21 protein-coding genes are annotated in these 26,103 nt (G+C 52.5%); 10 read left to right on the forward strand and 11 right to left on the reverse strand.

Features of this window, described 5'->3' with window-relative positions; all coding sequences use genetic code 11:
- The first annotated feature begins 3 nt into the window (after positions 1-3).
- Positions 4-3,396, forward strand: coding sequence for a transcription-repair coupling factor (mfd, locus tag ABIE63_RS12590; protein ID WP_354504851.1), 3,393 nt, complete (start codon positions 4-6; stop codon positions 3,394-3,396).
- A 4-nt stretch (positions 3,397-3,400) separates the two neighbouring features.
- On the opposite strand, the gene ABIE63_RS12595 is transcribed toward mfd, so the two are convergent.
- On the reverse strand, positions 3,401-4,048 hold the full coding sequence (locus ABIE63_RS12595; protein WP_354504853.1) for a DsbA family oxidoreductase: 648 nt from the start codon (positions 4,046-4,048) through the stop codon (positions 3,401-3,403).
- Positions 4,049-4,171: 123 nt separating this feature from the next.
- On the opposite strand from ABIE63_RS12595, the gene ABIE63_RS12600 reads away from it, so the two are divergent.
- The 5 genes from ABIE63_RS12600 to ABIE63_RS12620 all read left to right on the forward strand — a co-directional run bounded on the left by ABIE63_RS12600 (position 4,172) and on the right by ABIE63_RS12620 (position 9,177).
- A complete protein-coding gene (locus ABIE63_RS12600; RefSeq protein ID WP_354504854.1) occupies positions 4,172-5,809 on the forward strand; it encodes an acyl-CoA synthetase in 1,638 nt (545 codons plus the stop codon).
- Positions 5,806-6,573 carry an SDR family NAD(P)-dependent oxidoreductase gene (locus ABIE63_RS12605; RefSeq protein WP_354504855.1) on the forward strand — a complete coding sequence of 256 codons (768 nt, stop codon included), beginning with the start codon at positions 5,806-5,808 and terminating at the stop codon, positions 6,571-6,573. The genes ABIE63_RS12600 and ABIE63_RS12605 overlap by 4 nt, the downstream gene beginning before the upstream one ends.
- 23 nt (positions 6,574-6,596) lie before the next feature.
- Positions 6,597-7,793, forward strand: a complete 1,197-nt coding sequence (locus ABIE63_RS12610) for an acyl-CoA dehydrogenase family protein (protein ID WP_354504856.1) — start codon at positions 6,597-6,599, stop codon at positions 7,791-7,793.
- A gap of 77 nt (positions 7,794-7,870) precedes the next feature.
- Complete coding sequence (locus tag ABIE63_RS12615) at positions 7,871-8,821, forward strand: phosphotransferase family protein (RefSeq protein WP_354504858.1); 951 nt, start codon at positions 7,871-7,873, stop codon at positions 8,819-8,821.
- A 26-nt stretch (positions 8,822-8,847) separates the two neighbouring features.
- Positions 8,848-9,177, forward strand: a complete 330-nt coding sequence (locus ABIE63_RS12620) for a DUF6285 domain-containing protein (RefSeq protein ID WP_354504860.1) — start codon at positions 8,848-8,850, stop codon at positions 9,175-9,177.
- 3 nt (positions 9,178-9,180) lie between these two features.
- On the opposite strand, the gene ABIE63_RS12625 is transcribed toward ABIE63_RS12620, so the two are convergent.
- Genes ABIE63_RS12625 through ABIE63_RS12635 form a run of 3 tightly spaced genes read right to left on the reverse strand, consistent with a single transcriptional unit; the run spans position 9,181 to position 12,318 of the window.
- A complete protein-coding gene (locus tag ABIE63_RS12625) occupies positions 9,181-10,146 on the reverse strand; it encodes a D-glycerate dehydrogenase (RefSeq protein ID WP_354504861.1) in 966 nt (321 codons plus the stop codon).
- A 45-nt stretch (positions 10,147-10,191) separates the two neighbouring features.
- Positions 10,192-11,295 carry an isocitrate/isopropylmalate dehydrogenase family protein gene (locus ABIE63_RS12630; RefSeq protein WP_354504863.1) on the reverse strand — a complete coding sequence of 368 codons (1,104 nt, stop codon included), beginning with the start codon at positions 11,293-11,295 and terminating at the stop codon, positions 10,192-10,194.
- An 18-nt stretch (positions 11,296-11,313) separates the two neighbouring features.
- Entirely contained in the window at positions 11,314-12,318 is a 1,005-nt protein-coding gene (locus ABIE63_RS12635; RefSeq protein WP_354504865.1) for an aldo/keto reductase, read from the reverse strand.
- Between the two features lie 184 nt (positions 12,319-12,502).
- Here ABIE63_RS12635 and ABIE63_RS12640 point away from each other — a divergent pair, with 184 nt between their 5' ends.
- A complete protein-coding gene (locus tag ABIE63_RS12640; protein WP_354504867.1) occupies positions 12,503-13,474 on the forward strand; it encodes a DUF3179 domain-containing protein in 972 nt (323 codons plus the stop codon).
- Positions 13,475-13,479: 5 nt separating this feature from the next.
- Here the strand turns inward: ABIE63_RS12640 and ABIE63_RS12645 are convergent, their stop codons facing one another.
- From ABIE63_RS12645 to ABIE63_RS12665, 5 genes are all read right to left on the reverse strand, one after another.
- Positions 13,480-14,490 carry a peptide ABC transporter ATP-binding protein gene (locus ABIE63_RS12645; protein ID WP_354504869.1) on the reverse strand — a complete coding sequence of 337 codons (1,011 nt, stop codon included), beginning with the start codon at positions 14,488-14,490 and terminating at the stop codon, positions 13,480-13,482.
- Positions 14,487-15,491 carry an ABC transporter ATP-binding protein gene (locus ABIE63_RS12650; protein ID WP_183416437.1) on the reverse strand — a complete coding sequence of 335 codons (1,005 nt, stop codon included), beginning with the start codon at positions 15,489-15,491 and terminating at the stop codon, positions 14,487-14,489. Before ABIE63_RS12650 ends, ABIE63_RS12645 begins: the two co-directional genes overlap by 4 nt.
- Before the next feature lie 12 nt (positions 15,492-15,503).
- Positions 15,504-16,412, reverse strand: coding sequence for an ABC transporter permease subunit (locus ABIE63_RS12655; protein WP_354504884.1), 909 nt, complete (start codon positions 16,410-16,412; stop codon positions 15,504-15,506).
- Between the two features lie 25 nt (positions 16,413-16,437).
- Entirely contained in the window at positions 16,438-17,451 is a 1,014-nt protein-coding gene (locus ABIE63_RS12660; protein ID WP_183416439.1) for an ABC transporter permease subunit, read from the reverse strand.
- A gap of 72 nt (positions 17,452-17,523) precedes the next feature.
- On the reverse strand, positions 17,524-19,119 hold the full coding sequence (locus ABIE63_RS12665; protein ID WP_354504870.1) for an ABC transporter substrate-binding protein: 1,596 nt from the start codon (positions 19,117-19,119) through the stop codon (positions 17,524-17,526).
- Positions 19,120-19,409: 290 nt separating this feature from the next.
- Here ABIE63_RS12665 and ABIE63_RS12670 point away from each other — a divergent pair, with 290 nt between their 5' ends.
- From ABIE63_RS12670 to ABIE63_RS12680, 3 genes are read left to right on the forward strand one after another with little or no spacing between them, the layout of a single operon-like run.
- On the forward strand, positions 19,410-20,201 hold the full coding sequence (locus ABIE63_RS12670; protein ID WP_354504872.1) for an ABC transporter permease: 792 nt from the start codon (positions 19,410-19,412) through the stop codon (positions 20,199-20,201).
- Positions 20,135-20,983 (forward strand): ABC transporter ATP-binding protein, encoded by an 849-nt coding sequence (locus ABIE63_RS12675; protein ID WP_354504874.1) that lies wholly within the window; start codon positions 20,135-20,137, stop codon positions 20,981-20,983. Before ABIE63_RS12670 ends, ABIE63_RS12675 begins: the two co-directional genes overlap by 67 nt.
- Positions 20,980-21,666, forward strand: coding sequence for an alpha/beta hydrolase (locus ABIE63_RS12680; protein ID WP_354504876.1), 687 nt, complete (start codon positions 20,980-20,982; stop codon positions 21,664-21,666). The genes ABIE63_RS12675 and ABIE63_RS12680 overlap by 4 nt, the downstream gene beginning before the upstream one ends.
- Before the next feature lie 12 nt (positions 21,667-21,678).
- Here ABIE63_RS12680 and ABIE63_RS12685 read toward each other — a convergent pair whose 3' ends face one another.
- Positions 21,679-23,835, reverse strand: a complete 2,157-nt coding sequence (locus ABIE63_RS12685) for an adenylate/guanylate cyclase domain-containing protein (RefSeq protein ID WP_354504877.1) — start codon at positions 23,833-23,835, stop codon at positions 21,679-21,681.
- 127 nt (positions 23,836-23,962) lie between these two features.
- Positions 23,963-26,103: VCBS domain-containing protein (locus ABIE63_RS12690; protein ID WP_354504879.1), on the reverse strand; the 2,141-nt coding region annotated here is incomplete at its 5' end.

Here is a 26,103-nt window from a genome sequence, read left to right on the forward strand (position 1 = left end):
CCGGTGGAGGGTGTTCAATTTCATGTTGCGCGAGACGATGCGCGATTAGCCCGCCTTGCTGAGTTAATCAGGTTCTTTGCACCAAACAGGGAGGTTATAGAGTTTCCTGCGTGGGACTGTCTCCCCTATGACCGTGCTGGTCCGCACAAAGACATCGTCGCGCAGCGGTTATCAGCTCTTTCGCGATTAAAGGCCCTTTGCTCGGACAGCAATTTAGTTGTTTTGACCACGGTCAACGCCGTAATGCAACGCGTCGCACCTCCAAGCCTGTTTGATGGACGCCTCCTTCATTTGAAAAAGGGGAGCCGGATTGGAACCAACGATCTTCAGAGCTTTCTGACAGAAAACGGATTTCTAAGGGTCGATACGGTAGGCGAACCCGGGGAGTTTGCGGTTCGAGGGGGCATTCTGGATATATACCCGTCCAACGCAGCGTTGCCGCTTAGGTTGGATTTCTTTGGTGATGAACTAGAACGGATACGGCCTTTCGATCCTTTGACGCAGATTTCGGAAGGTAACTGTCCGGAATTTACCCTGATGCCAGTCAACGAACTTATTCTAGACGAAGCTAGCAAAGGGCGCTTTCGCACGCGATATCGAGAAATTTTTGCAACGACGGGCATTGGTGACCCCTTATACGAAGCGGTTTCGGAAGGGCGACTGTACCAAGGGATGGAACACTGGCTGCCACTGTTTCACGAGCGGATGGATACGGTCTTTGACTACTTGCCAGATACTGCGGTAATCACGTTGGATCCACGCTTTGATGAAGTTCGGGAAACACGCTTGGAAACAATTTCTGATTTCTACCAAGCGCGACAGCAAACACCGGTGATTGAAACGAAAGCCTCCGCCGATTCCGGCCGCTACCATGCGCTTCCACCGAATTCTTTGTACCTAAGCGATGCAGAAGTTCGCGACAGGTTGGCACAGTTTTCCTGCGGACAACTTTACGAGTTTGCGGCACCGGATACAGATGAACATGTGAAAGTATCGCTCGGTGGCAGCCCCTGCATGAACTTTGCTGAAGAGCGTGCACTCGGCTCCACCGCGGTTTATGAACGTTTAAAAAGGGAACAGCGGGTCGCTGCTGGTTCCGGCCACCAACTGGTGGTGACGGCATCCACACCGGGGCGCCGAGAACGCTTAGCCGGATTGCTTCACGAACATAACCTTACTTCTGTGGTGTCGATTGATACTTGGCAAGAGGTGAAGGATCTTCCAAAGGGCGCCATTGCTGCTATTCCATTGGGGAACGAGCATGGCTTTGAAATTGATGGCAAGCTGTTTATTAGCGAACAAGACTTGCTTGGCGAGCGAATCGGTCGTTCCGGGCTTCAGAAGCGCAGAGCCGACAATTTCCTTCGAGAAGTTTCAAGTATTTCCGAAGGCGACCTCGTGGTTCATATGGATCATGGAATTGGGCGCTACGAAGGCTTGGTCACTCTGGATGTAACCGGAGCCCCACATGATTGCCTGAAAGTGGTGTATCACGGCGGTGATAGGTTGTTTGTTCCGGTCGAGAACATTGATGTCCTGTCACGCTATGGTTCGGATGGCGCGCAAATTGAACTGGACCGATTAGGCCAGGGTCAGTGGCAGGCGAGGCGCGCTCAGGTAAAAAAACGACTTTTGGAAATAGCAAAAGAGCTAATGTCTGTCGCGGCGAAGCGCGCCCTGCATCACGTAGATCCCGTCCAAATTCCGGCTGGAGCTTATGAAGATTTCTGCGCGCGTTTTCCCTACCCGGAAACTGATGACCAACTATCTGCGATAGCTGCAGTTGCCGAAGATCTCGCCTCTGGCAAGCCCATGGATCGTTTAATTTGCGGCGATGTTGGTTTCGGCAAGACAGAAGTAGCCCTAAGAGCAGCTTTCTTAGTTGCATTGTCGGGCCAACAAGTTGCCATCGTTGCGCCAACTACGCTTCTGGCGCGTCAACATTATCGCACTTTCCTTGAGCGCTTTGCAGGCTACCCGGTTCGCATAGGAATGCTTTCACGATTGACAAGTCAACGCGATGCGACACTGGTTAAAGATGAATTGGCAAAAGGGACATTGGATATCGTTATCGGCACCCATGCCCTCTTAGCAAAGTCGATAGCAATTCCACGGTTAGGGCTGGTTATCGTTGATGAGGAGCAGCACTTCGGCGTCAAACAGAAGGAGCGGATGAAGCAGTTACGCGCGGATGTCCATGTATTGACGCTGACGGCTACACCCATTCCCCGAACCCTTCAACTGGCTATGTCCGGTTTGCGGGAAATGAGCTTGATCGCAACACCGCCCGTCGACCGCCTTGCAGTCCGAACCTTCGTTTTGCCTTATGACAACGTCATCATTCGAGAGGCAATTCTGCGAGAGCACAATCGCGGCGGGCAGGTTTTTTATGTTTGCCCAAGAATTGAAGACCTCCAGCAACTAGCCGATGGCCTGGATAAGTTAGTTCCCGAGGTTCGTTTGGCTGTTGCCCACGGACGCATGAGCGCGACAGAACTAGAAGCCGTAATGAGTGGCTTTTACGAGGGTCGCTTCAATGTCCTTTTATCGACAAACATCGTTGAATCGGGACTGGACATACCGACAGCCAATACACTCGTCATTCACCGTGCCGATATGTTTGGCTTAGCCCAGCTCTACCAATTACGGGGCCGGGTAGGGCGTGGAAAGCTGCGCGGTTATGCCTACCTTACACTTCCAGCTAGTCGCCTCTTAAACAAAACCTCAGAGCGGCGCTTGCACGTCATGCAGACACTCGATCATCTTGGGGCTGGCTTCACGCTGGCCAGTCACGACATGGATATCAGAGGTGGCGGCAATTTACTGGGAGAAGAACAGTCTGGGCATGTTCGGGAAGTGGGCGTGGAGCTTTATCAACAGATGCTTGAGGAAGCCGTAGCCACAGTGAAAGACGAAGGCTTTAGATCGCTGGATGGCGAGGTTACCTGGAGTCCGCAGATCAATGTCGGCACGTCCGTACTTATCCCAGATAGTTACGTTTCCGACTTGGATGTGCGCTTGGGACTTTATCGCCGCCTTTCCGAGTTACAAAACACGCCAGAGGTCGAAACATTTGCAGCGGAACTAATCGACCGGTTCGGTCCTATTCCCGAGGAAGTCGAGAACTTGCTCGAAATCATGCAAATCAAACAACTCTGCAGACACGCCGCCGTAGCAAAGGTGGATGCTGGCCCAAAAGGTGCTGTGCTGTCGTTCCACCAAGATAGTTTCGCAAATCCCGGCGGCTTGATCGATTTTATTTCCAAACAGGTGGGAACCGTTCAATTGCGCCCCGACCACAAGCTCGTATATCGGCGAGGTTGGCCGGGTGCACGGGAGCGCCTCCGGGGTGTACGCAACCTCATTAGCCAACTAGCTGCCCTAGTTGCAGCCTAACCTACTATTCGCTGGCTGATTGTTCGGCAGCAGCGGCGTTCAGGCTATCCATTACCTTCATCAATACCTCGGGATCCTGAGCGCCTGAGACAGCGTAGCGGCCGTCGAAGATAAAGCAGGGGACGCCTTGAATTCCTTGCTGGCGGGCAAACAGGTCCTCAGCGAGGATTTCTTCCTTCAGATCTTCACCTGCCAAAAACTCTTCAACCTCGGCACGGTCTAGCCCAACTTCAACAGCAATCTCGGCCAACTGCTTCCGGTCACCAATGTTGGCTCCCTCAGTGAAATAGGCCTGGAAAAGCCTTTCAACCAGTTCTTCCTGCTTCCCAATGTTAGTCGCAAAGCGAACCAAACGATGGGAATCCACGGTGTTCGGAGTTCGTGAAATTCGGTCAAAGGCAAAATCCAGAGCTTCCGAACGACCGACTTCTTCTATTCGGCTGTAAACTTGTGATGCGCCCTCTGGCCCTCCGAACTTTCTCTCAAGATACTCCGTCCGATCCATCCCGGCGGAAGGCATTTCCGGATTTAACTGAAAAGCGCGCCAATGAATCTCAATTTCTTCTCCTCGTGATTTAATTGCCTTCTCCAGCCTACGCTTTCCGATAAAGCACCAAGGGCATATCGTGTCGGAGAAGATATCGATTCGCATCGTCGCATCCTTTCAATTGCCCGCATTGGACTGTGGCGTCTGCGTTGCTATTTGTTACACACTCTAAGGCAATTACAAGCCGACCTATCGGCAATGTTATCGCAAGATCGTTGGAGAAAGTTCATGAGCGCAGGACCAGGCGAAAGTATTTTTGAGCAGCAGTTGCCACAAAACAGCGCAAACTTTACTGCACTATCGCCACTTTCGTTTCTCCGACGGGCCGCAATGATCTATCCCGACAAGGCAGCGGTGATCCACGGCGAAATTACCATTAGCTATAGTGAGTTCGAAAAGCGCTGCATTCGACTTGCTGCCGCATTGAAAAGCCGCGGAATAAAGCGTGGAGACTGCGTTGCGGTTATGGCGCCCAACATTCCAGCATTACTCGAGGCGCATTATGGCGTCCCCATGGCAGGCGCCGTATTGAACGCTTTGAACGTCCGCCTGGATGCACAGAGTATTGCGTTCATTTTGGAACACGGTGAAGCAAAGCTTCTTATTGCGGACCGCGAATTTAGCCCTGTCATCAGCAAGGCACTCGCATTGATGAGCAATCCGCCCGCTGTAGTAGATATCGAGGATTCACATGCCGAAGGCGGAGCGCCGCTTAGCGACGTGGAGTATGAAGAATTCCTAACAGAAGGTGCAACTGATGCGGCCTTTCCGCTGCTGGAAAGTGAATGGCAGGGTATTGCACTCAACTACACATCCGGCACTACCGGTAACCCAAAGGGTGTGGTTTATCATCATCGCGGCGCCTACTTGAATGCCATTGGAAACCTCATCAGTTTCAATTTGACCTCGGACACAGTCTACCTTTGGACTTTGCCAATGTTCCATTGCAACGGGTGGACTTATACATGGGCGGTAACAGCCGCTTGTGGCACACATGTGTGCCTGCGCCGTGTAGACCCAGCACTTATTTATCCTCTCATCGGAAAGCACAAGGTAACCCATATGTGTGGCGCTCCGATTGTTCTGACGCTATTGGCTCATGCGGATGAGTCCTTGAAACGCCTCTTTTCTCACAATGTTAAGATAGCGACGGGCGGCGCGGCTCCACCGAGCGCTGTAATTGAGCGCATGGAGGAAGCCGGGTTTAATGTGCTTCATCTTTATGGGCTGACGGAATGCTACGGTCCGGCCACGCTTTGCGCCTGGCAAGATAATTGGAACAGTTTGGACCTGCGTGGGCGCTCTGAAAAAATGGCGCGTCAAGGTGTAAAGTACGTCACTCTGGAGGATGCACAGATTCGGGATCCGGACACGCTTGAACCGACGCCTTGGGACGGCGAGACTATCGGCGAGCTCATGTTACGGGGCAACACCGTGATGAAAGGCTACTTGAAGAACCCTTCGGCTACCGAACAGGCCCTGCGGGGAGGTTGGTTTCATACAGGTGACCTCGGTGTGCAGCACCCCGATGGGTACATCGAAATCAAGGATCGTTCCAAAGACATCATCATCTCAGGTGGCGAGAACATTTCCAGCCTGGAAGTAGAAGAAGTTTTGTACCGCCATCCGCTCGTGCTTGAAGCCGCCGTGGTCGCTCAGCCTGATGAAAAATGGGGTGAAACGCCTTGTGCGTTCGTAACGCTCCAGACGGGAGCGGCCGCGACTGCCGATGATATCATCGCCTTTTGCCGTGACCATCTTGCCCGATACAAAGTACCAAAAAGTGTTGTTTTTGGCCCTTTGCCTAAGACCTCAACAGGGAAAATTCAGAAATTCGAACTCCGTGAAAGGGCTGCAGCCTTATGATCAATCCTTTGTGGAACCTGCAAGGGCGTGTGGCATTGGTTACTGGTGCATCCCGTGGATTGGGGACATATTTTGCGGAGGCACTTGCCAAAGCTGGCGCAAAGGTTGTGTTGGGGGCACGGGATGTTGAGCGCCTCTCAAACCTCGCCGAACGGATTGAAGCCGAAGGGGGCAGGGCCTTGCCGGTCGGTATGGATGTTGCCGATCCCGAAAGTGTGAAAAGAGCGATCGAACTTGCACAAACCGAACTTGGCCCTTTGCGGATTGTTATCAATAATGCTGGTGTCGTTGCAGATGGTTCAGCGCTCAATGCCTCGTTAGATGACTGGGACCGGGTCATCAACACTAATCTCCGTGGTGCATGGTTGACGGCGCAGGCTTCTGCACAGGCAATGCGCGACCATGGCGAGGGTGGTAGCATAGTGAATATTGCATCGATTTTAGGTTTGCAGGGCTCTCAGCAGGTCGCCTCCTACTGCGCGAGCAAAGGCGGCCTCATCAATCTGACGCGGGCACTGGCAGCAGAGTGGGCCCGTTATGGAATCCGTGTAAATGCCCTGGCACCGGGCTACATCAAAACCGATATCAATCAAGACTTTCTTGATAGCAAAGCCGGCGAGCATTTGCGAAAAGCCATCCCGCAAAGGCGCTTTGGGCGTTTTCAAGATCTGGAGGGTCCGCTGTTTTTGTTAGCAAGCGATGCAGGCGCATATATGACAGGAGCCGTGCTCGTAGTAGATGGTGGTCACAGTTCGACCTTGTGAAGCGATAAAAGGATAGTACCAAGATGGACTTCAAGCTGGGCCCTGAAGATGAGAGCCTGCGGACTGCAATACGTGGTTTCGTTGAGGAGCGGGTCATACCCCTGGAAGGGGATTCCGCAAACTACGACGAGCATGAGAATATCCGCTTAGGTGTTCTTGAGACATTACGCCAGGAAGTTCGAACCGCCGGTCTTTGGGCACCGCAAATGCCCATTAACCGAGGTGGCCAGGGTCTCTCAATGATAGGAATGGCCGCCTGTTATGAGGAAATGGGGCGATCAATATTTGGCCCGATATGTTTCAACGCTGCAGCGCCCGACGACGGTAACATGATCCTGCTCCAGAAAATTGCACGAGAGGATCAGCAAAAACGTTGGTTGCAACCTATCATAGATGGTGAAGTTCGCTCTGCGTTTGCAATGACAGAACCAATGCCCGGCGCCGGTTCTGACCCCACCCTCATGAAAACCACGGCCGTTCGTGACGGCAAACGCTGGATCGTCAAGGGACGCAAATGGTTCATAACGGGGGCAGGTGTCGCACAGCATTTCATCCTGATTGCCAAAACTTCGGATGATCCACGCAAAGGCCTGACAGCATTCCTTTTCGACAGAGATCAGCCAGGGTGGGAGATCGTGCGGCGAATCCCAATCATGGGTCCTGAGGAACATGGTGGACATTGCGAACTTCTTTTCGATGGCTTGGAGATCCCAGACGAAAATAGATTGATGGGGATTGGTGACGGCCTAAAGGTTACCCAAATTCGGTTAGGAACAGCGCGCCTGACACACTGCATGCGGTGGCTTGGAATGGCGCGTCGGGCGATGGAAATCGCCACCACCTACGTTGAGAAACGGGAATCCTTCGGGCAACGTTTGGCGGACCGGGAAAGTATTCAGAATTTGCTTGGTAGCGCTGCCATGCAGATTGAGATTGGCCGGTTGCTCACAATGAAAGCGGCTTGGAAACTTGATCAGGGTGATTTTGCCCGCAAGGAAGTATCCATGGCCAAAATTCAAGTGGCTGACGCTCTGCACCAGGCTGTCGACACAGCTATCCAGCTATGCGGCGCGCGGGGATATTCTAAAGACACACCACTTGAGTGGATGTATCGCTACGCACGCCAGGCGAGATTGGTTGACGGCGCGTCGGAAGTGCATCGGATGGTCCTGAGTCGTTTTCTAATGCAAGAGGGGACCGATTTCTGGGGATGGCAATAAACTTACAAACCGACGATCTACCAAACCGTCGAGAGTCACTTGCTGAATATCTTGCCGGTGCCACCGGGGCGAGAAGCGTGAGGATCGAAGCCTTGTCACGTTTATCGGGCGGAGCCATTCAGGAAAACTGGAAGCTTACAACGGTTTTTGACGGCGGTTCGATTAACGGCAAGCAAGATCTGGTTCTTCGTACTGACTCTCTATCAGCGCTGGACGTGAGCCACGGACGTGCCCAGGAGTTTGCGTTGCTGAAGGCCGCCGAAGACGCCGGCGTCACCGTACCGAAGCCACTACTGCTTTGTAATGATTTAGAGGTCATAGGTAGGCCCTTCTATCTTATGCCTTTCCTTCAAGGTATTGCCTTGGGACCAAAGGTTGTGAAAGACAGGTCAATTGGTGGAGATCGAGAGCAACTCGGCTATAGGTTGGGCCGCGAGCTCGGGTGCATCCACAGCATCCGCCCGCCTCGCAACGATCTGTGTTTTCTTCCACTTCCAAGCGCTGGTCCGGTTGCTACGGCCATAGAAGATTATAGGACTTTTCTGGACCGGCTGGATGAGGCCCGTCCAGCACTGGAGTGGGGCATGTCGTGGTGTTTGCAAAATGCTCCAGAGGATCGATCACAACCGGTGCTAATTCACCAAGATTTCAGGACCGGCAATTTACTGCTCGATCATCATGGCTTGGTTGCCATTCTGGATTGGGAGTTCGCAGCCTGGGGTGACCCGAATAGCGATTTAGGTTGGTTTTGTGCGGCTTGTTGGCGTTTCGGGAGGCCGGACCTGGAGGCAGGTGGAATTTCAAGCCGAGCAGCTTTTTATCAGGGCTATCAAGACGAAACCGGGACCGTTGTGGACGACGGCGTGGTACGATTTTGGGAGATTATGGCCCACATACGCTGGGCCGTTATCGCATTACAGCAAGGTGCGCGGCACCACCGCGGGGAAGAGCTATCGCTTGAGCTAGCGCTTACTGGCCGCATCGCTGCGGAGCTGGAGTTGCAGATTCTTCGGATGACGCGCCCGTAGGGTCTGCGAGTAGGAAAGGGGTCTACGTGTCAGAAGATCGCCCAGACGCTTTAGCACTCATTGTTGAAGCGCAACGAACCTTAAGTGAAGAGATCATCCCGCAAAGTGAACAGCGTGAGCGCTACAAAATGCTCATGATCGCCAATGCTCTAGGTATTGCGCTACGCGAACTGAAGCAAGCAAACGCAGTTCACAACCATCGGCGAAAGGGGTTGGAGGTGCTCGGGTTTAGCGATGATGCTGCTGTGGTAGCCAAGCTGCGCAGCGATAATACAGCGCTTACACCAGACCTCTACAGCGTCTTGATGGAAGAGACGACTGCACGTGTTGCGATCAGTAATCCTAAAGCAATATAAGCATTAGGCTACGCGATCGACCGGTTCCTTTCCTGAGAAAAAAGCTTCTATATTCTCGAGCGCGCGATAGCCCATTGCGTCCCGCGTTTCCCGCGTCGCGCTACCGATGTGTGGCAATAGGAAGGTGTTATCCAGCTCACGATAACCAGGATGAAGGTTTGGCTCATCGTTGAACACATCAAGTCCGGCAGCCCCAACTTTTCCGATTTTAAGGGCCGCAATCAGTGCCTCGTCGTCGACAAGCGCACCGCGCGCGGTGTTGACCACAATTGCGCCTTCCGGCAGCAAATCTATCCGTGCGCGATTTAGCAGTCCGCGCGTTTCTGGGGTGGCTGGACAATTGAGAGATAGGACATCACACAGCGGAAGCATTTCCTCCAACTGCGGGTGAAACGTGGCGTTGAACCCGGTTATACTCGGCAGAGGGCGGCGGTTGTGATAGTGTATCTTCATCCCAAACCCCGACGCACGCTGCGCCAACACCTGGCCAACCCGTCCCATACCCACAATGCCTATACGTTTACCCGTAATCTGTGTGCCCACCATGAAGGCAGGGCTCCAAGAGTTCCAATGTCCAGACCGCACCAATCGCTCGCCTTCACTAGCGCGCCGAGCCGCGCCAAGCATGCAAAGAATAGCAATCTCCGCGGTCGCATCAGAAAGTACGTCCGGGGTGTTTGTAACAACTATTCCTCGCGCTTTTGCTGCGTTCAGATCGACGTGATCTACGCCAACCGAAAAGTTTGCGATCAACCGAACAGTGTCAGGCAACAGGGCGATCACCTCGGCGTTTAGAGGTTCTGAATGGCAAGCGAGAATGGCGTCCATTCCTTGTGATTTGGCAATGAGCTCATCGGGTGAAAAGACGTGATCGTCACTGTTGAACAGGGGCAAATAGTCACGCGACAGCTTCGCCTCGATAGCGTCTGGAAGCTTTCTTCCAACGAGGATCTTTTGCTTGTTCGTCATGAGTCGTCTCCGTCTGACTTAACGAGGGCGGATAGGAAGAGGTAATTAAGAACGGAGCGCATCAAGTTCCTGCGCAACGCGATCGGCGATCGCTTGAGTGCCACATTGTCCGCCAAATTCAAAAGGTAACAGAGCTCCATCAGCAAATGCCCGGTCGACAGCTTGATGGAGCTGACGCCCCGCCGTGCTCAGCTCTGGAAGACGGTGGCGGTTTCCCAACCATTCCAACATCATGGCACCCGAAAGAATCATCGCTGTTGGGTTTGCCTTGCCTGTCCCCATAATATCCGGCGCCGTCCCATGACAAGGCTGGAACACTGCATTATCTGCTCCAATATCCGCTGAAGGGGCGACTCCCAGTCCGCCTACCAAAGCCGCGGCCAGATCCGAAAGGATATCGCCAAACATATTTTCGGAAACCATCACGTCATAATCCCATGGTCTCTTCACCATGTTCATGGCCATGGCATCCACATAACAGCGCTCCGTGACGATACCTGGATAATCCTCAGCGACTTCGTCGAAGATTTCACGGAAAAATGCCATTGTTCCAAGGACGTTCGCCTTATCAATAAGGGTCACTTTGCCCGGAAACCCAGCGGCTTTTCTTTCACATGCAAGGTCAAAACTGAAGCGAAAGAGCCGTTCTGATCCTTCACGCGTGATTCGCAGGACATCTGTGGCACGCTCTGGGCGCTCGAACAACGTCTTGCCTCGTTCGGCAAACAGTCCTTCCGTCTGTTCTCGTATCAATACGAAGTCTATTTCTGCTGTACTCGGACTTGCCAGCGGCACGGGTAGTCCCGGCAACGGTCGGATTGGGCGAACGCCGGCAAAAAGGCCAAGTATCTCTCGAATTTCAATTTGAGGCACAATCTCCGTGCCGTCAGGGTAGCGAACGTCCGGCAACCCCATCGCCCCCAGCAAGATTGCATCAGATTCGCGCGCGCGTTCCAAAGTGCGTGCCGGAAGCGACTCACCAGTGTCCCGGTAGCACGCGGCACCTGAAGGAAATTCTTCGAATGCGAGCGATACGGAATCCATACCCTGGACAATTTTCTGTAGAAGCTCCACGCAAACCGGCGTTACTTCCAAACCGATTCCATCACCTGGCATGACGGCGATCTTAAGCTCTTTCTTGTTCTGCATTATTTTCTGTCCTTGGCATCAGACCGGCCGACCGGTCAGGGGATAACGCGGGTCTGTGAAGCCGGGAGTGGACGGATGGCCAGCAGGAACTCTTGCGTCGAGAAAAGCCTCATCGGCTGTTTTCCACTCGTAGTCCAGCGCTTCCTTGTATCCTTGCCATTGCGAAAAGGTTCGCGGCCCGGCCAGGATTGAAGATACTGTGCGATTGGCGAGCAACCAAGCACACGCCCAGGCAACTGGAGTGGTTCCTTGCGTCTCGGCGTATTTCTTGATCTCCTGGGCGATCTCCATTGATTCCTTTCTGAACTCCGATTCCAGCATTCTCTTGTCTCCACGTCCGGCCCGAGTGTCAGAAGGCGCAGTTGCAGCCGGATCGTATTTTCCAGTTAGAACACCCCGTGCCAATGGGCTGTAGGGAACCACGCCAATACCGAAGTGTGCGCAAGCGGGGAGTACTTCCACCTCGGGCATCCGATTCATTGCATTGTAGTAAGGCTGGCAGGCAACTGGCGGCGGCATTCGCAGAACACTCGCGGCAGCGAACGCTTCGGCAATTTGCCACGCCCGGAAATTCGACAGAGCCCAATAGCGGATGAGGCCTGCATCCAACAATTCTTTAAGCGCTGAGAGCGTCTCCATGATGGGGGTATCCGCATCAGGACAGTGCAAATAGTAAACATCAATCCAGCGGGTTCCCAATCGTTCCAAGCTATCGCGAACCGCCTGATGCACCCATCGCCGAGTTAAGCCGCCGCTGAGTGGGTCTTTTGGCTCCATAGGGTTCCCGACTTTGGTCGCCAGAACCCAATTTTGTCTATCTTCGCCGATCAACCGGCCTACCATCTCTTCGGACTTGCCCCTGCTATATACGTCGGCTGTATCGATAAAGTTTATCCCTGCCTGACGCGCATCCGAGACAATATCCCGCGCTTCTGCAAATTCTGTTTGGTCACCGAACATCATTGTTCCCAAACAAATCCTGGAAACCTTGAGTCCCGACTTACCAAGGTTCTTGTATTGCATTTTGTCCCCTCGCCAATGATCTTGATTGCTACACACCAAACGCAGCAATTCTTGGATGCAAAAAACCTAAACCGATTTAGTTTTCACAGTGTGAGCAATGACTGCTTCGATGCAAGCTTGGTTTTGACAAGGCATCGCAAGTATTTGATTTGTGCGTGAATGCTGCGAACGACAGTCTGATGGCATGAAAAGAGTAGCAAGAGCTTTTTTTGCCTTCGTGTTCCTTTCGACAGCAGGAATTAGCGCAGCCGCTGCTCAGAACGACCCATCGTCATGGTCGTATGAGTGGCCCGATACCGACTTCACCAAAACCTCGATTGATTTGGGCGAGGTGATATCCGGTGGGCCGCCGAAAGATGGCATCCCTGCCATCGACGACCCTAAGTTCAAACCGCAAGCGGAAATCGAAGGCATCGCCGAAACGGAACCGGTAATCGGATTAATCGTCAACGGAGAGGCAAAGGCCTATCCACTACGGGTTCTTACCTGGCATGAGATCGTCAATGATACGATTGGTGAGATACCTGTAGCTGTGACCTATTGCCCTCTCTGCAACGCAGCGATTGTTTTTGATCGTCGTATCGACGGGAAAGTATTGGACTTCGGCACGACAGGGAAACTTCGCCACTCCGATCTCGTAATGTATGACAGGCAGACCGAAAGCTGGTGGCAACAGTTTTTGGGAGAAGCGATCGTCGGCGACCTTACGGGCAAGCAACTCGCTGTGCTGCCGGCAAGATTAGAATCCTATGGTAGCTTCAAGAAACGCCGCCCGGACGGGTTGGTCCTGGTGCCAGAAAACCCGGACCTTAGACCTTACGGCGCCAACCCTTACAGTGGGTACGATAGCGCATCCGTGCCTTTCCTCTATCGTGGCGGATACCCTAAAGGAATTGCGCCCATGGCTTACGTGGTTGTCGTAGGTGAAGAGGCTTGGAGCTTAGATAGTCTGAAAAAAGCAGGCACGATCAACGCCGACAACTTGGTTCTTGAATGGAAACCCGGCATGAACTCAGCGTTGGATAGTCGCCGTATCGCTGACGGCCAGGATATTGGTCAAATTACAGCGATGCGCGACGGTGTCGAAGTTGCTTATGATCTGACTTTCGCCTTCGTGTTCCATGCGTTCAAACCGGACGGTAGGCTCAATCGCTAGTAATCTCAAACAACACCAGCTTCTTCCTTTAGAGGCGCCTTATTTTCCAATACCAGCGCAGCATGATGGCAAGCGACCGCATGATCGGCTATCTGCTCCAATTGAGGTTGTTCCTGCGAACAAATCGAAGTTGCGTAGGGGCAACGCCGGTGGAAAGCACAACCTGGCGGTGGATTGAGGGGTGAGGGGAGTTCACCCCGTAAGGGCACCCGTGCATGGCGATGTGCGGGATTAACGGCAGGTGTCGACGCCAGGAGAGCCCGCGAGTAGGGATGTGTGGTGTTTTCAAAAATCGTATTCCGCTTTCCTTCCTCCACCACATTTCCCAGATACATGACCATCACATCATCCGCGAGATGCCGCACGACACTTAAGTCGTGGGAGATGAACAGATAGGCTAGGTCGAATTCTTCCTGCAGATCCATCAGAAGGTTCAAGACCTGCGCCTGTACCGAAACATCAAGGGCTGACACGGGCTCGTCTGCCACCAAAATCCGCGGCCGCAACATCAAAGCGCGCGCTATTGCAATGCGCTGGCGCTGACCGCCGGAGAACATGTGCGGGTACCGGCTGTAGTGCTCGGGACGCAGACCGACTTTAGCCAGCATCTCTTGAGCCTGCTTTCTCCGCTCCTCCGCCCCCATTCTAGTATTAATAATCAGGGGTTCTTCTAGTATTGCACCGATTTTTTTTCGTGGGTTTAGCGATCCATAAGGATCTTGGAAGACGATTTGCACATCCTGGCGCAGTCGCCGTAAATGATCCTTTGTTGCCTTACTGACATCCTCGCCATCTATAAGCAAAGAGCCCGCTGTTGGCGTTTCAATAAGCGTCACCAAACGTGCCAAAGACGATTTACCGCAACCGGACTCACCGACCACGGCCAATGTTCGTCCTGGAAAGAGTTCAAAAGACGCGCTCGCCACGGCCTTGACGATAGCTGAGCCTTTCATGAAACCACGCTTAACCTGGTAGTGCTTGGCAAGATTTCGAGCTTGTAGGATAGGGGATGTCATGCGGAAACCTCACTGTCGGCTTGCCGCCCCGAAGCCTCAACTTTTCCTAGCGGGTTAAAGCAACGAACTTTCGTTTGATCATCAACTGCCAGCTGCGGCACCTCACGAATACACCTGTCACTTACGAATCGGCATCGAGGGCTAAAGAGGCAACCCGATGGTCGATCACCCGCACCCGGCACAACACCAGGGATGGTCGGAAGCCTTTTTGTGCCTAACGACCGTTCGGGTAAAGCATCTAACAATGCAGCGGTATAGGGATGGAACGGACGATTGAACAAGCCTTCCACGCCTTGTTCTTCAACTTGCTGGCCCGCGTACATCACGGCAATCTTGTGTGCCGTCTCGGCAACCACACCCATATCATGCGTGATGAGGACAAGCCCCATACCGCTTTCCTTTTGAAGGCGAACCAGAAGATCCAGTATCTGGGCCTGGATCGTTACATCCAAGGCAGTCGTCGGTTCATCCGCGATAAGCAGTTTTGGATTGCAGGAAATCGCCATTGCAATCATGACACGTTGGTTCATGCCGCCGGACATTTGATGCGGAAAATTATCTATGCGTCCCTCCGGATCTGGAATTCCAACCAGATCCAGCAACTCGATCGTTCGATGTCGTCGCGCAGCCCTATCCATCTTCATGTGGGTTTTGAGAGCCTCTCCAATTTGATAGCCAATCGTGAAGCATGGATTGAGACTGGTCATTGGCTCCTGGAAAATCATGGCCAGATCCTTGCCCACGATGGCGCGTCTTTGCCTGGCTCCAATTTCCAACAAATCGACGCCACCAAAATTGAGTCGATCCGCTGTCACTTTAGCCAACGGCGGCAGAAGACCCATCGTTGCCAGCATAGTCACCGATTTTCCCGAGCCTGACTCTCCAACGACACCAAGTATCTCTTTTCCATCGACAGTCAGATCAATCCCGTCGACAGCCTTGAAAGGGCCTCGGCTCGTTGGAAATTGGACAGTCAGATTCCGGACTTCGAGCAATGCCATACCTAAATCTCCTTAGCTGCGCTTAAGTCGCGGATCCAGCGCATCACGCAAACCGTCGCCCATAAGGTTTATGGCCAGAACAGTGACAAGAATGGCAAGTCCTGGGAAAGTAACGATCCACCAAGCACTGGTTATGAACTCCCGAGAATCAGCCAGCATCGTACCCCACTCCGGAATTGGTGGTTGCGCACCCAAACCAAGAAAACCAAGCGCGGCCGCATCCAATATTGCCGTTGAAAACGCCAGGGTTGCTTGGACAATGAGTGGAGCCATGCAATTTGGAAGAACTGCATTGAACATCAAACGGAACGTTCCAGCCCCGACAACGCGGCTCGCTGTGACATAGTCGCGCGATAATTCCGACATCGCCGCGGCGCGCGTCAGACGCACGAAGTGCGGTACGTACACAACGGCAACGGCGATCATGACATTTTCTAGTCCTGGCCCAATGATAGCGACCACGACGAGTGCCAGCAGCAAGCTAGGCACTGCCAGAATAACATCCATAACTCGCATAACAATCGCATCGGCTATGCCTTTAGCAAACGCAACGACAAGACCGATGCAAATTCCAGCGCTCAGGCAGATGACCACCACAATCGAGCCTATCTGCAGGGAGTAACGTGAGCCGTGAATAATCCGCGAAAGGATATCGCGTCCTGTGGCGTCCGTCCCAAGGATGAACTGCCAGCTCCCACCATCTACCCAAGCAGGCGGACGTTGGGCAAATTGTCTGTACTGCTCAATCGGATCATGCGGGGCAATAACGTCTGCAAATATTGCAGTGAAAATCAACAGAACCACAAAGCCCAAGCCAGCAACGGCACCGTTGTTTTCCTTGAAGTAGAACCAGAACTCTTTGATAGGGTGAACAGGCTTTTGCTCGATCTGTGGATCGGCAATTGCGGTTTCTGCAGCCATGCTTTGTCCTTGCTCGGTCATGACGTCACCTCGCATGCCGGATACGTGGATTGATCAACCCGTATAGGAGATCCACGATCAAGTTGACCACCATGACCAAACTGGCGATCATCAGAAGTCCGCCCTGCACCGAAGGGTAGTCGCGTCGACTAATCGAATCGACCATCCACTTCCCAATTCCCGGCCATGCAAAAATCGTCTCGGTGAGGATTGCACCAGCCAGTAAAACGCCAACCTGCAGTCCAATTACCGTCACTACGGTAATCAAGGCGTTGCGCAACGCGTGAAGGCCTATAATCCGATAAGGCGACAAACCCTTGGCTCGCGCTGTTCGCACATAGTCTTCTCCAAGCACATTGAGCATCGCTGAGCGAGTTTGGCGTGCGATCACGGCCAAGGGGATGGTGCCTAACACCACAGTTGGAAGGACAAGATGATGCAGGGCATCGGCAAAAGCGCCTTTCTGTCCGGAAAGCGCCGCGTCGATCAACATTATGCCAGTGGGGTTTTCATAATAGAACCGAATTAGATCGGATCGCCCGGAAACCGGGGTTACACCGAGCTGTGTCGAAAACAGCATGATTAGTAGAATTCCCCACCAGAAGATGGGCATCGAATAGCCTGTCAGGGCAAAACCCATAGTCGTGTGGTCGAATGCAGTTCCACGCCGCACGGCGGCAATCACACCAATCGGAAGACCTATCACCACGGCAAAAATGATAGCGCATAGTGATAGCTCCAGCGTTGCCGGGAAAAGCGTAAGGAACTCTGCAACTACCGGCTTCTTGGTCACGATTGAGTTTCCAAGATCGCCTTGTAGGACACCAACGAAGAAATCTATGTACTGCTGATAGAGAGGTCGGTCGAACCCAAATTGCTTCATTAACTCGGCGTGCCGCGCGGGGTCTATTCCACGCTCTCCGGATAGAAGTTCAATTGGGTCCCCGGGAATTAACCGAATTAGCCCGAATGCAATCATGGTTACGCCGATAAATGTCGGCACCAGCATGGCTAGACGCTTGAGAAAAAATTGAAACATCAGGTCACCGAAAGCATGAAGGGACGGGCAACGATAGTCACCCGTCCCAACGTCCGTCGACAGGAACCTCGCTTACTCCGCGATGTCCACGCCGTAGAAAACATGGCCGCCGAAGGGGTCAATTTTGAAATTCTTGACCTCTTTGCGGACCGGCTTAAAGACGACCGAGTGAGCCACCGTGATCCAAGGTGCCTCGTCCTTGAATATAACCTGAGCTTCTTCGTAGAGACGCGTACGCTCGGCCACATCTGCAGTCCGTTTTGCTGCGACAAGCAGATCATCGAAAGGCTTGTGGCACCAACGTGCGCGGTTGGCGCTGTCTTTCGCAGCTTCGCAGCCAAGCAAGACATAGAGGAAGTTATCAGGGTCACCATTGTCACCCGTCCAACCCAAAAGCACGGTCTCATGCTCGCCAAGCTTGGAACGCTTGAGATACTCGCCCCACTCAAAGGAGACAATTTCAGCCTCTACGCCAACTTTTGCCCAGTCGGCCTGGACCAACTCTGCCATACGCCGAGCGTTTGGATTGTAGGGGCGCTGAACCGGCATGGCCCAGATGTTGGTTTTCAAACTGGTGACACCAGCCTCCGCAAGAAGCGCCTTAGCCTTGGCCGGATCATATGGATAATCCTGCACGGCATCATTGTACGACCAGATCGTCGGCGGGATCGGGTTCTTGGCTGCCTTGCCGGCACCCTGGAAAACCACGTCAATGATTGCTTGCTTGTTGACCGCCATGTTCAGCGCCTGACGAACCCGCTTGTCGGTATAGGGTGCTTTCTCCGTATTGAAAGCTAGGTATCCGACGTTCAAACCTTCCTGCTGCAACAGATTGATATCTGCATTCTTGGACATTGCGTCCAAATCGGCCGGGTTTGGATAGGGCATCACGTGGCATTCACCGGCCTGCAGCTTCTGCCAGCGGACAGAGGCATCCGGGGTAATCGCGAAGATCAGGTCATCAATGGCGGCCTTGCCAGCCCAGTAATCTGGGTTGGCCTTGTATCGGATGACCGCGTCCTTCTGATAGGCCACAAGTTGGAAAGGACCTGTTCCAACTGGGTTCAAGTCCACCTGGTCCGGTGTGCCTGCTTTTGACATCTGGTCGGCGTATTCCGCCGACATGATCGATGCAAAGTCCATTCCAAGGTTTGCGATGAAGGGTGCTTCAGGCTGGTTCAAGATGAATTGAACTGTGTGATCGTCAACCTTCTTCACTTCCTTGATCAGGTTCGGCATGTCCATTGATTGGAAGTACTCATACTGCCCGCCGGAGACCTGATGGTAGGGGTGGTTTGGATCGCGTTGGCGCTCAAAACTGAACACAACGTCGTCCGTATTGAAATCGCGAGTCGGGGTGAAGGCGGCTGTAGTTTGGAATTTCACGCCTTTGCGAAGATGGAACGTATAGGTTGTGCCATCATCCGAGACATCCCACGACTCAGCAAGAGCCGGAATGATCTTTGTCGTTCCGCGTTCGAACTCGACCAGTCGATTATAGATCTGGCGAGAGGATGCATCAAAGGTCGTTCCCGCAGTGTAGAGCGACGGATTGAAACCCTCAGGACTGCCTTCAGAACAGTAAACGAGGGTCTTAGCTTCAGAACCGTTGGCCAACGCTAAGCTAGCCAATACACCAATCGAAGCTGCAAGAATTGCGCGTTTCAAGAGTAATCCTCCCGTTGCAAAGTTTCTTGATCGATAGATAAACCCAGCCTCGCGGAGGGGTGTTCCACCTTCTTCCGCCAGGACGTCCCCGTGCCCATCATGAGCGTCCTTACTTAGCGCCTGATGGCCGTGTTGAGTCAATCCACTCTCATGCAGAAAAGTTCAACAGTTATTTATTTATGAATACGAACGACGAGATTGTGTGGGAAAAGGATTTGCCCTTTGTCGGTATCTAGCCAATAAACTCTCGATGGTCGAACTTGGCTCCAATTTTTTAGGAAGTGCCCGATTTGGCTGAACGTGAATTTGAGCAAAAAGCTGCTTTAGGCGACTTGATAGAGGGCGCGCGCCGCTGGCGCAGCTGGACAACTCTTGCCTACTATGACTTTGTTTCAGGGTTCCGGCGAACCGTCGTAGGGCCTTTTTGGCAGCCGCTTCACATCGCTGCGTGGATCACCGGACTTTGGCTTATCTTTGGCGGAAACCGTGGAAACGCCAGCCTGGAATACATCGCCATTGGCGTTGTGTTTTGGTCTCTCTTCCAGTCTTTCATGACTAGCGGCACAGTCGTATTCGAACAAAATCGGGTTCTTATCCTCAGTATACCGAACCCTCTGAGTTTGCATCTTTATCGTCGACTCGCATTCCAAACCATAAAATGGGCTACCAATCTCCCTATCCTAATGGTTCTGTTGATTGTTCTCGGAACACCGATCGGGAGTGAGACGTTTTACTTCATCCCTGGCATCCTGCTGGTAATGGTCAATGGGCTATGGACTGCTTTGCTGTTCGCCATCATTGCCTCCCGGTTCAGGGATTTTCAATTTGCCGTTGATGCAGCCACACGTCTTTTGTTCTTCTTAACCCCGGTATTCTGGTCTGTCGGCAATGACCCAACACGCTCCCTGATAGCCCGTTACAATCCCTTTACCTATTTCTTAGAGATTGTACGGGAACCGCTTTTGGGGAATTCTCCATCTCTTCTAGCTTGGCAGATTGTTTTTGCCTTTACCGTGTGCGGATTGCTGCTTTCTGTGCTGGTCTATGGGCGAACCAGGCGTTTCATTGTGTTTTGGATTTAGTGCCCGTGAAGCCTAGTAAACCAGCAATCAGAGCAACAGCGGTAAGTCTTGATCTTCCGTTGTTAGGCGACAAGGTTCAAGAAACCGAACGGGGAGGGTCGAGATCTGTCGGAGGGCGACTGACACGCTTGATTGGCTCGCGCGGTCAAGTGCGCGCTCTTGATAGCATTAGCTTTGAACTTAATCATGGCGATAGAGTCGGGATCATCGGTCGCAATGGCGCGGGTAAATCGACGCTCCTACGCCTTATAGCAGGCATTTACCAACCCAGTGCCGGTACGTTAGCCGTGGAGGGTCGATTATCTACGTTGTTTACAAACCGGATTGGGCTCAACGAGCGCGCAACCGGACGAGAGAATATCAGGCTAGCCGGACATTTGCTTGGCATGTCGAGCGCGCAAATCGAAACGCTGCTTCCTGAGATAGCCGCTTTTTCCGAGTTGGAAGATTTTATCGATCTCCCTTTGAGGACTTATTCATCTGGAATGTCCGTGCGTCTGGGATTCGCCATCGCAACGGCATTGGATCCCGATATTCTGCTTATCGACGAGGTCTTTGGGGCAGGCGACCGCTCTTTTCAAAACAAGGCACAAGAACGGGTTCGGCGTTTGATAGAAGATGCTGGGACTTTGGTACTTGCATCACATAGTTCTGCTTTGCTGCGCCGCTTCTGCAGCTCGATTATTTGGCTGGATCACGGGGAACTGAAAGCCTTTGGTTCGACCGATGCCGTATTGGCAGAATATGAGCTAAGCATCGCGTCCAAACAGACGACCGCATGATTTTCTTGCTCCATGGCGCATATTACGGCCCAGAGATCTGGGGCGAATTCCCTAAATTGCTTTCCCGGCGAGTCGGCCAACCGGTGGAAGCCGTCGACCTGAGGCCAACCATTGGTTCATTTGAAGAGAGAGTTCAACGGCTTGGAGATGCTGTCAGGAAATCTGAAGGGCAGGGGGCAATTATTGTCGCTCACAGTTTGGGTGGTATTTTCGCAGCAGAGGTACTAGCACGCTGGCCAAACCTCATAGACAAAGTAGTTTACGTCGCCGCCTACCTACCCCAATCAGGACAATCGGTTGCCGATCTCGCTCGTCTAGATAATGAATCAATAGTTCCTACAGTTCGCAGTTCCACGTCGAAACAGGGTTTTGTCACTATCGACGCCAAAGGTGCCGCCTACATACTTTTCCACGATCTACCCCAAGACCTTGCCAACAAACTAGCCTCTCAGGCGCAACCTCAGCCAACGGCCGATTTCAAACAGGTTTCTAGGCAAGGGCCGTCCACACCGATTGCTTCGTCTTATGTTGTATGCACCAAGGACCGCGCTATTGGACCTACCCTACAACGAAAAATGGCGCAGACTGCAAACTGCGACCCAATTCTTCAGATCGATGCCGGACATATGCCAATGGTTGCGGCACCAGAAAAACTGACAAAAACCATTTCTCAGATTTTATGAGTCTGCAGAAAGTCACTTCTCAAGAGACACGATTGAGCCATCCCAATCCTCTGGTGGCGGCGACTGCCGCAGTTCCGAAATTCGTCCGGCATAAAGTTCGAAAAAGCTGGCGAGTTCATGCGGCGATGACAAAGACTTTGCACGCGTCAACAAGGCCTCGGCCTCATCCCACTGTCGGTTTCTGAAGGCTACAAGAAAACCTTCCGTAGCTTTGGCTAGGTCTTGGAACTTTTGGTCTCGTGCGAGGGATTCGGCGCCAAGTAGCGCATATATACGTTCAGGCTCTGTTTTGCCTTTCACCTTTATGAAATCAATTTCCATGAACGCAAGATCTGCCGCACAGAGTGTTCGAGTCCTCGCTCCGATTACTACGGCGACACCATAAAGCTTTGTCAGACCTTCTAGGCGAGATGCGACATTCACGGTATCGCCCATCACCGAATAATCAAATCGCATGTCTGATCCCAGATTCCCAACGAGGCAGTTGCCACTGTTAATTCCGATTCCTATGCGCAGTGGAAGAAACGGTTGGCTGAACACTGCAGCTTCTTGCTCTCGTTCCAGGTTGAGTTTCTCGACACTCTCGAGTGCTGACAGAGCGGCGCGGCAAGCATTTTCAGCATGTTCCGCATCATCAATAGGTGCATTCCAGAAAGCCATGACCGCATCACCAATATACTTATCAATGGTGCCGCGTTGACTAAGGATATCATGGGTGATCGGCGTCAGAATCCTATTCATCAGACGCGTTAGGCCGGCAGGGTCTGCCTTGTAACTTTCAGATATAGTCGTGAACCCGCGTACATCGCTAAAGAACACGGTCATCTCTCTAACTTGACCACCCAGAATAAGCTTTTGGGGGTCTTGGGCGAGTTGCTCTACAAGGTCTGGTGAAAGGTACTGACCAAATGCGGACCGAACATAGCGCCTTTCGGTTTCCTCGCTGATGTAATTGTGAAACACCAGAACGCTATAAATCATCAAACTACTGAGAAGGGGATATGAGGGTGAAAGTAGGAGCCCCTCCTGTGCATAGAGATAAACAGAGGTTGCGAAAGTTGTAATGGCAAGTCCTGCGCCAAGACCAAAGGCCATTTTGGCGCCGATAATTGGTACCAGCACTATCATTATAATGCTGAGCATCGCGGTTAAAAAAAGTTCGGCGCCTAACGCGTAGTTTGGCCTAACGAGGAAGTCTCCAGTCAGCATCGTTTGGAGTAGCTGCGCATGCACTTCGACCCCTGGCATCGCACTATCGAGCGGCGTCGCCTTGATATCAAAAAGGCCGGTGGCAGATGTGCCGATCAAGATTAATTTTCCCGCCAGCTTCTTCGTCGGAACCGTTCTATCGAGTACGTTTTTTGCAGATATATAGAAGCTCGGATCGTGCTTGGCATAGTGAACCCAGATGCGACCGTTACCGTCGGTTGGAATGCGCAACTTGGCAATGCTCAAGGAATTGATACCCGCACTGTCGGTGCGAACCACAAGCGGAGCCCCACCGGTTACAACGCGCAGTAACTCTACGGAGAGTGATGGCATCAACACATCGCCGTATCGCATGAGTGCCGGGACACGGCGCACAATGCCGTCCTGCTCCGGGAGTAGTGTGAACATTCCTATTCCCGCTGCCGCTGATTCCAGCGTTGCAATGTTCCTGACGACGTCTGGGAACTCGATGAGGAAACGTGACGGTTCGTCACCCAGAAAAGCAATCGGAATGGTCTTAAGTGGCGTGGAATCAGGGCGAATCAATTCTCGGTAATATCCTGATTGGCCCAAAACCGTGGGGAATTTCCTCATAGTTTCAGCGAGGATACTGTCGTTGCTTGGCAGTTCCTGAAGTGCTGACCGCAGTCCGGGATCAATCCGCGGGAAGGTGCTTGCATAAAGTCCCGGGGAAAGACGGTCTGGTTCTGCAAACACAATATCGAACGCGACCGCGACGGCACCAGAATCGCGTAATCCCAGCAGCAAATCAGAGACGAGCGTTCGAGGCCATGGCCATTGCCCATGGCGCGCCAAGGATTCCTCGTCTAAATCGACGATCGCTATTGGCTGGGCCGACTGAGCCCGTGGAAACATACGAGCATAGAAATCAAAGGTTTTGAGCCTTAGGGTTTCCAGCGGCAATGGATCGATTAGGCGCGCAACCATGACGATGAACAAAAGCACGACGGCCGCAAGCCTCGCATAACCTGCGCTTCGCCGACCCAAAATCTGGGTATAGAGACCGCGCAAGCGAGGGAACTTCATTCTTTGTGGACCTGCTTTTCTTACCGAACACTATACACTGCTAAACCAGCGTGCTGGTCACAATGGAATTCTCGATTTCAGTTGGGTCGATTTGCAACGCAACTAAATCAGCCGCGCCCGCGCCGTCAAATAATGTGGCGCCGTCAAGAATAGCGACCGGGGTTCCATTTACAGAAACCTCAACATCATCAATGCTGTCGCCCGTAAGGTCACCAAACAGCAGACTTAAAATTTCGTCCCCACCGCTAAACAATTCACCCAAATCCAGAATATCACCTGTTCCAGGTGTTGAACTGCTACCACTGATATCAAACCCATAAATTGTATCTAGGCCGTCTCCAGGGCCAATTACGATCGTATCGTTGCTAAGATCGTTCAGAATAGGCGTGATATTTTCACCGGTATAAATTTGATCATCGCCAGGGCCTCCAATGATCACGTCTGCGCCGTTACCACCAAAAATTTGGTCCGCACCGCCTCGACCATAAAGGATATCATCACCCGCGAGTCCTAAGATGATATCGCCCAATTCACTACCGACTAACGTATTTGCGCTTTCATCAACGTCCAAAGTCAGAGGATCGTCGACTGCTTGCCCCAGAATAGTGGCAACCGGATCGCCGTCTGCATTTATGACAAAGGTGAGGGGAGAGGTCACACTGTCGCCATCATTGTCACTAGCCACGACATCAAAAGAGAACGCGGTGTCCTCGGCGCTGAATGTCTCTCTGATCTCCATCGAGAGCAATCGATAGTCCGTACTCGTACCGGCCCCGAGGGAAATCTCGTCGAATCCGGTAGTCCCGATCATGTCGTAAAGTAATAGCTGATACTCAGGGCTCGTCAGGCCGCCTTGCGGGATATCACTGGATAGCAAAGTACCCTGGAGAAAAGCAGCAAGAAGCAGATCGAAATCGGCAACGGTCGAGTTTTCACCCCAAGTAATGGCTTCATTCTCCGGTGTTGCCGGATTGTCCACGACATTAGCTGCAGTATAAGTACCGGTTATTACTTCACCTGTGGCCAGTGTCACCGACCAAGTGACGACCTCGCCAACTGAAAGTTTTTGAATATCAAAAAGAATCTGGAAGATCGGCTCAGCACCCGGCGTATCGGGATTATCAAAGCTGATATCAAGGAGTTCGCCGGTATTGACTAGATTGTTTCCAACCCCCATGCCTTGGCCAGAGGAATTTATGCCGCCTTTGTCCTCAAAATTGCTGAAGGTGGCTTGCAAACCACTCGTTCCCAGATTTAGCACTAAGGAAGGAATTGGGCCACCTGGCGTCAAGCCCACCAACGTTTGTTCGATCGTCGTTCCCTCTAATGGACTGACAATCGAGAACTCATAGGTGCCGTCTGCATTGACTACCAAGACGAACTCAGCTTGATCACTCGGATCATCCGAGGTGATGCTGTATGTAAAGGCTCCCCCGCTGGTATCGATTAAGGTGGCGGTGAATCCCGCCGGGATACTGGTCGGGTTCACGGCCGTTACTGCTGCATCAAATGGATCGGCTAATAGATCATCCGCACCGAAGCAAATGCCTAGGTCACCGGATACCGTCGTTATTTCATTATTGACTGTCTCATTACCTACCGCTCCAACGGGAAGCGAATCTGTGAGTACAATCGTTGCGACGGTAGTTAAGGTGACATCATTTGTCCCATCCGAGACAATCACGTTAAACTGCTCTATCTCATCAACACCGGGCACATCGAACGCCGGATTCTCAAGTTCATATTGCCAGAAGAAAGTTGTCGTCAAAGAACCGTCGTCATTTTCGACAGTGCTAGTGCCTGTAATTGTGAAGGTACCGGAAACAGCAGAGATGGTTACCGTGTCACCTGCACCAAAACTATCGCTGCCAATACTCTGGTCGGATGCAACAAAACTCACAAAAGAGATAAATAAGGCATCGCCATCCAGATCCTGGACCGAGAAACTGCCAGAGGTAACAATAGGCCCTTCTGCTGGGTCACAGCCGCCTCCGTGAACATCATCCGCTACCAGATTGTTCTCGTCGACGGTTCCTTCCACATCTGGCGCATCTGTAAAGGCTGGTGTATCGGCGGCACCATTGACGGTGATGGTGATGGTGCCGTTGTCACTGGTCTCGCCGTCGCTGCCCGTCACGTCGAACGACAGGGTGATGGTCTCGCCCGCATCCAGGAACTGCA

This window comes from Limibacillus sp. MBR-115 (assembly GCF_040549425.1).
GTDB classification, from domain to species: Bacteria; Pseudomonadota; Alphaproteobacteria; order Kiloniellales; family CECT-8803; genus Limibacillus; species Limibacillus halophilus.

Coding starts and splice junctions, on each gene's coding strand:
- ABIE63_RS12640 (WP_354504867.1), top strand. CDS start 12,503: ATGAAAAGAGTAGCAAGAGCTTTTTTTGCCTTCGTGTTCCTTTCGACA.
- ABIE63_RS12610 (WP_354504856.1), top strand. CDS start 6,597: ATGGACTTCAAGCTGGGCCCTGAAGATGAGAGCCTGCGGACTGCAATA.
- ABIE63_RS12655 (WP_354504884.1), bottom strand. CDS start 16,412: ATGGCTGCAGAAACCGCAATTGCCGATCCACAGATCGAGCAAAAGCCT.
- ABIE63_RS12660 (WP_183416439.1), bottom strand. CDS start 17,451: ATGTTTCAATTTTTTCTCAAGCGTCTAGCCATGCTGGTGCCGACATTT.
- ABIE63_RS12630 (WP_354504863.1), bottom strand. CDS start 11,295: ATGCAGAACAAGAAAGAGCTTAAGATCGCCGTCATGCCAGGTGATGGA.
- ABIE63_RS12680 (WP_354504876.1), top strand. CDS start 20,980: ATGATTTTCTTGCTCCATGGCGCATATTACGGCCCAGAGATCTGGGGC.
- ABIE63_RS12605 (WP_354504855.1), top strand. CDS start 5,806: ATGATCAATCCTTTGTGGAACCTGCAAGGGCGTGTGGCATTGGTTACT.
- ABIE63_RS12600 (WP_354504854.1), top strand. CDS start 4,172: ATGAGCGCAGGACCAGGCGAAAGTATTTTTGAGCAGCAGTTGCCACAA.
- ABIE63_RS12635 (WP_354504865.1), bottom strand. CDS start 12,318: ATGCAATACAAGAACCTTGGTAAGTCGGGACTCAAGGTTTCCAGGATT.
- ABIE63_RS12625 (WP_354504861.1), bottom strand. CDS start 10,146: ATGACGAACAAGCAAAAGATCCTCGTTGGAAGAAAGCTTCCAGACGCT.
- ABIE63_RS12650 (WP_183416437.1), bottom strand. CDS start 15,491: ATGGCATTGCTCGAAGTCCGGAATCTGACTGTCCAATTTCCAACGAGC.
- ABIE63_RS12645 (WP_354504869.1), bottom strand. CDS start 14,490: ATGACATCCCCTATCCTACAAGCTCGAAATCTTGCCAAGCACTACCAG.
- ABIE63_RS12595 (WP_354504853.1), bottom strand. CDS start 4,048: ATGCGAATCGATATCTTCTCCGACACGATATGCCCTTGGTGCTTTATC.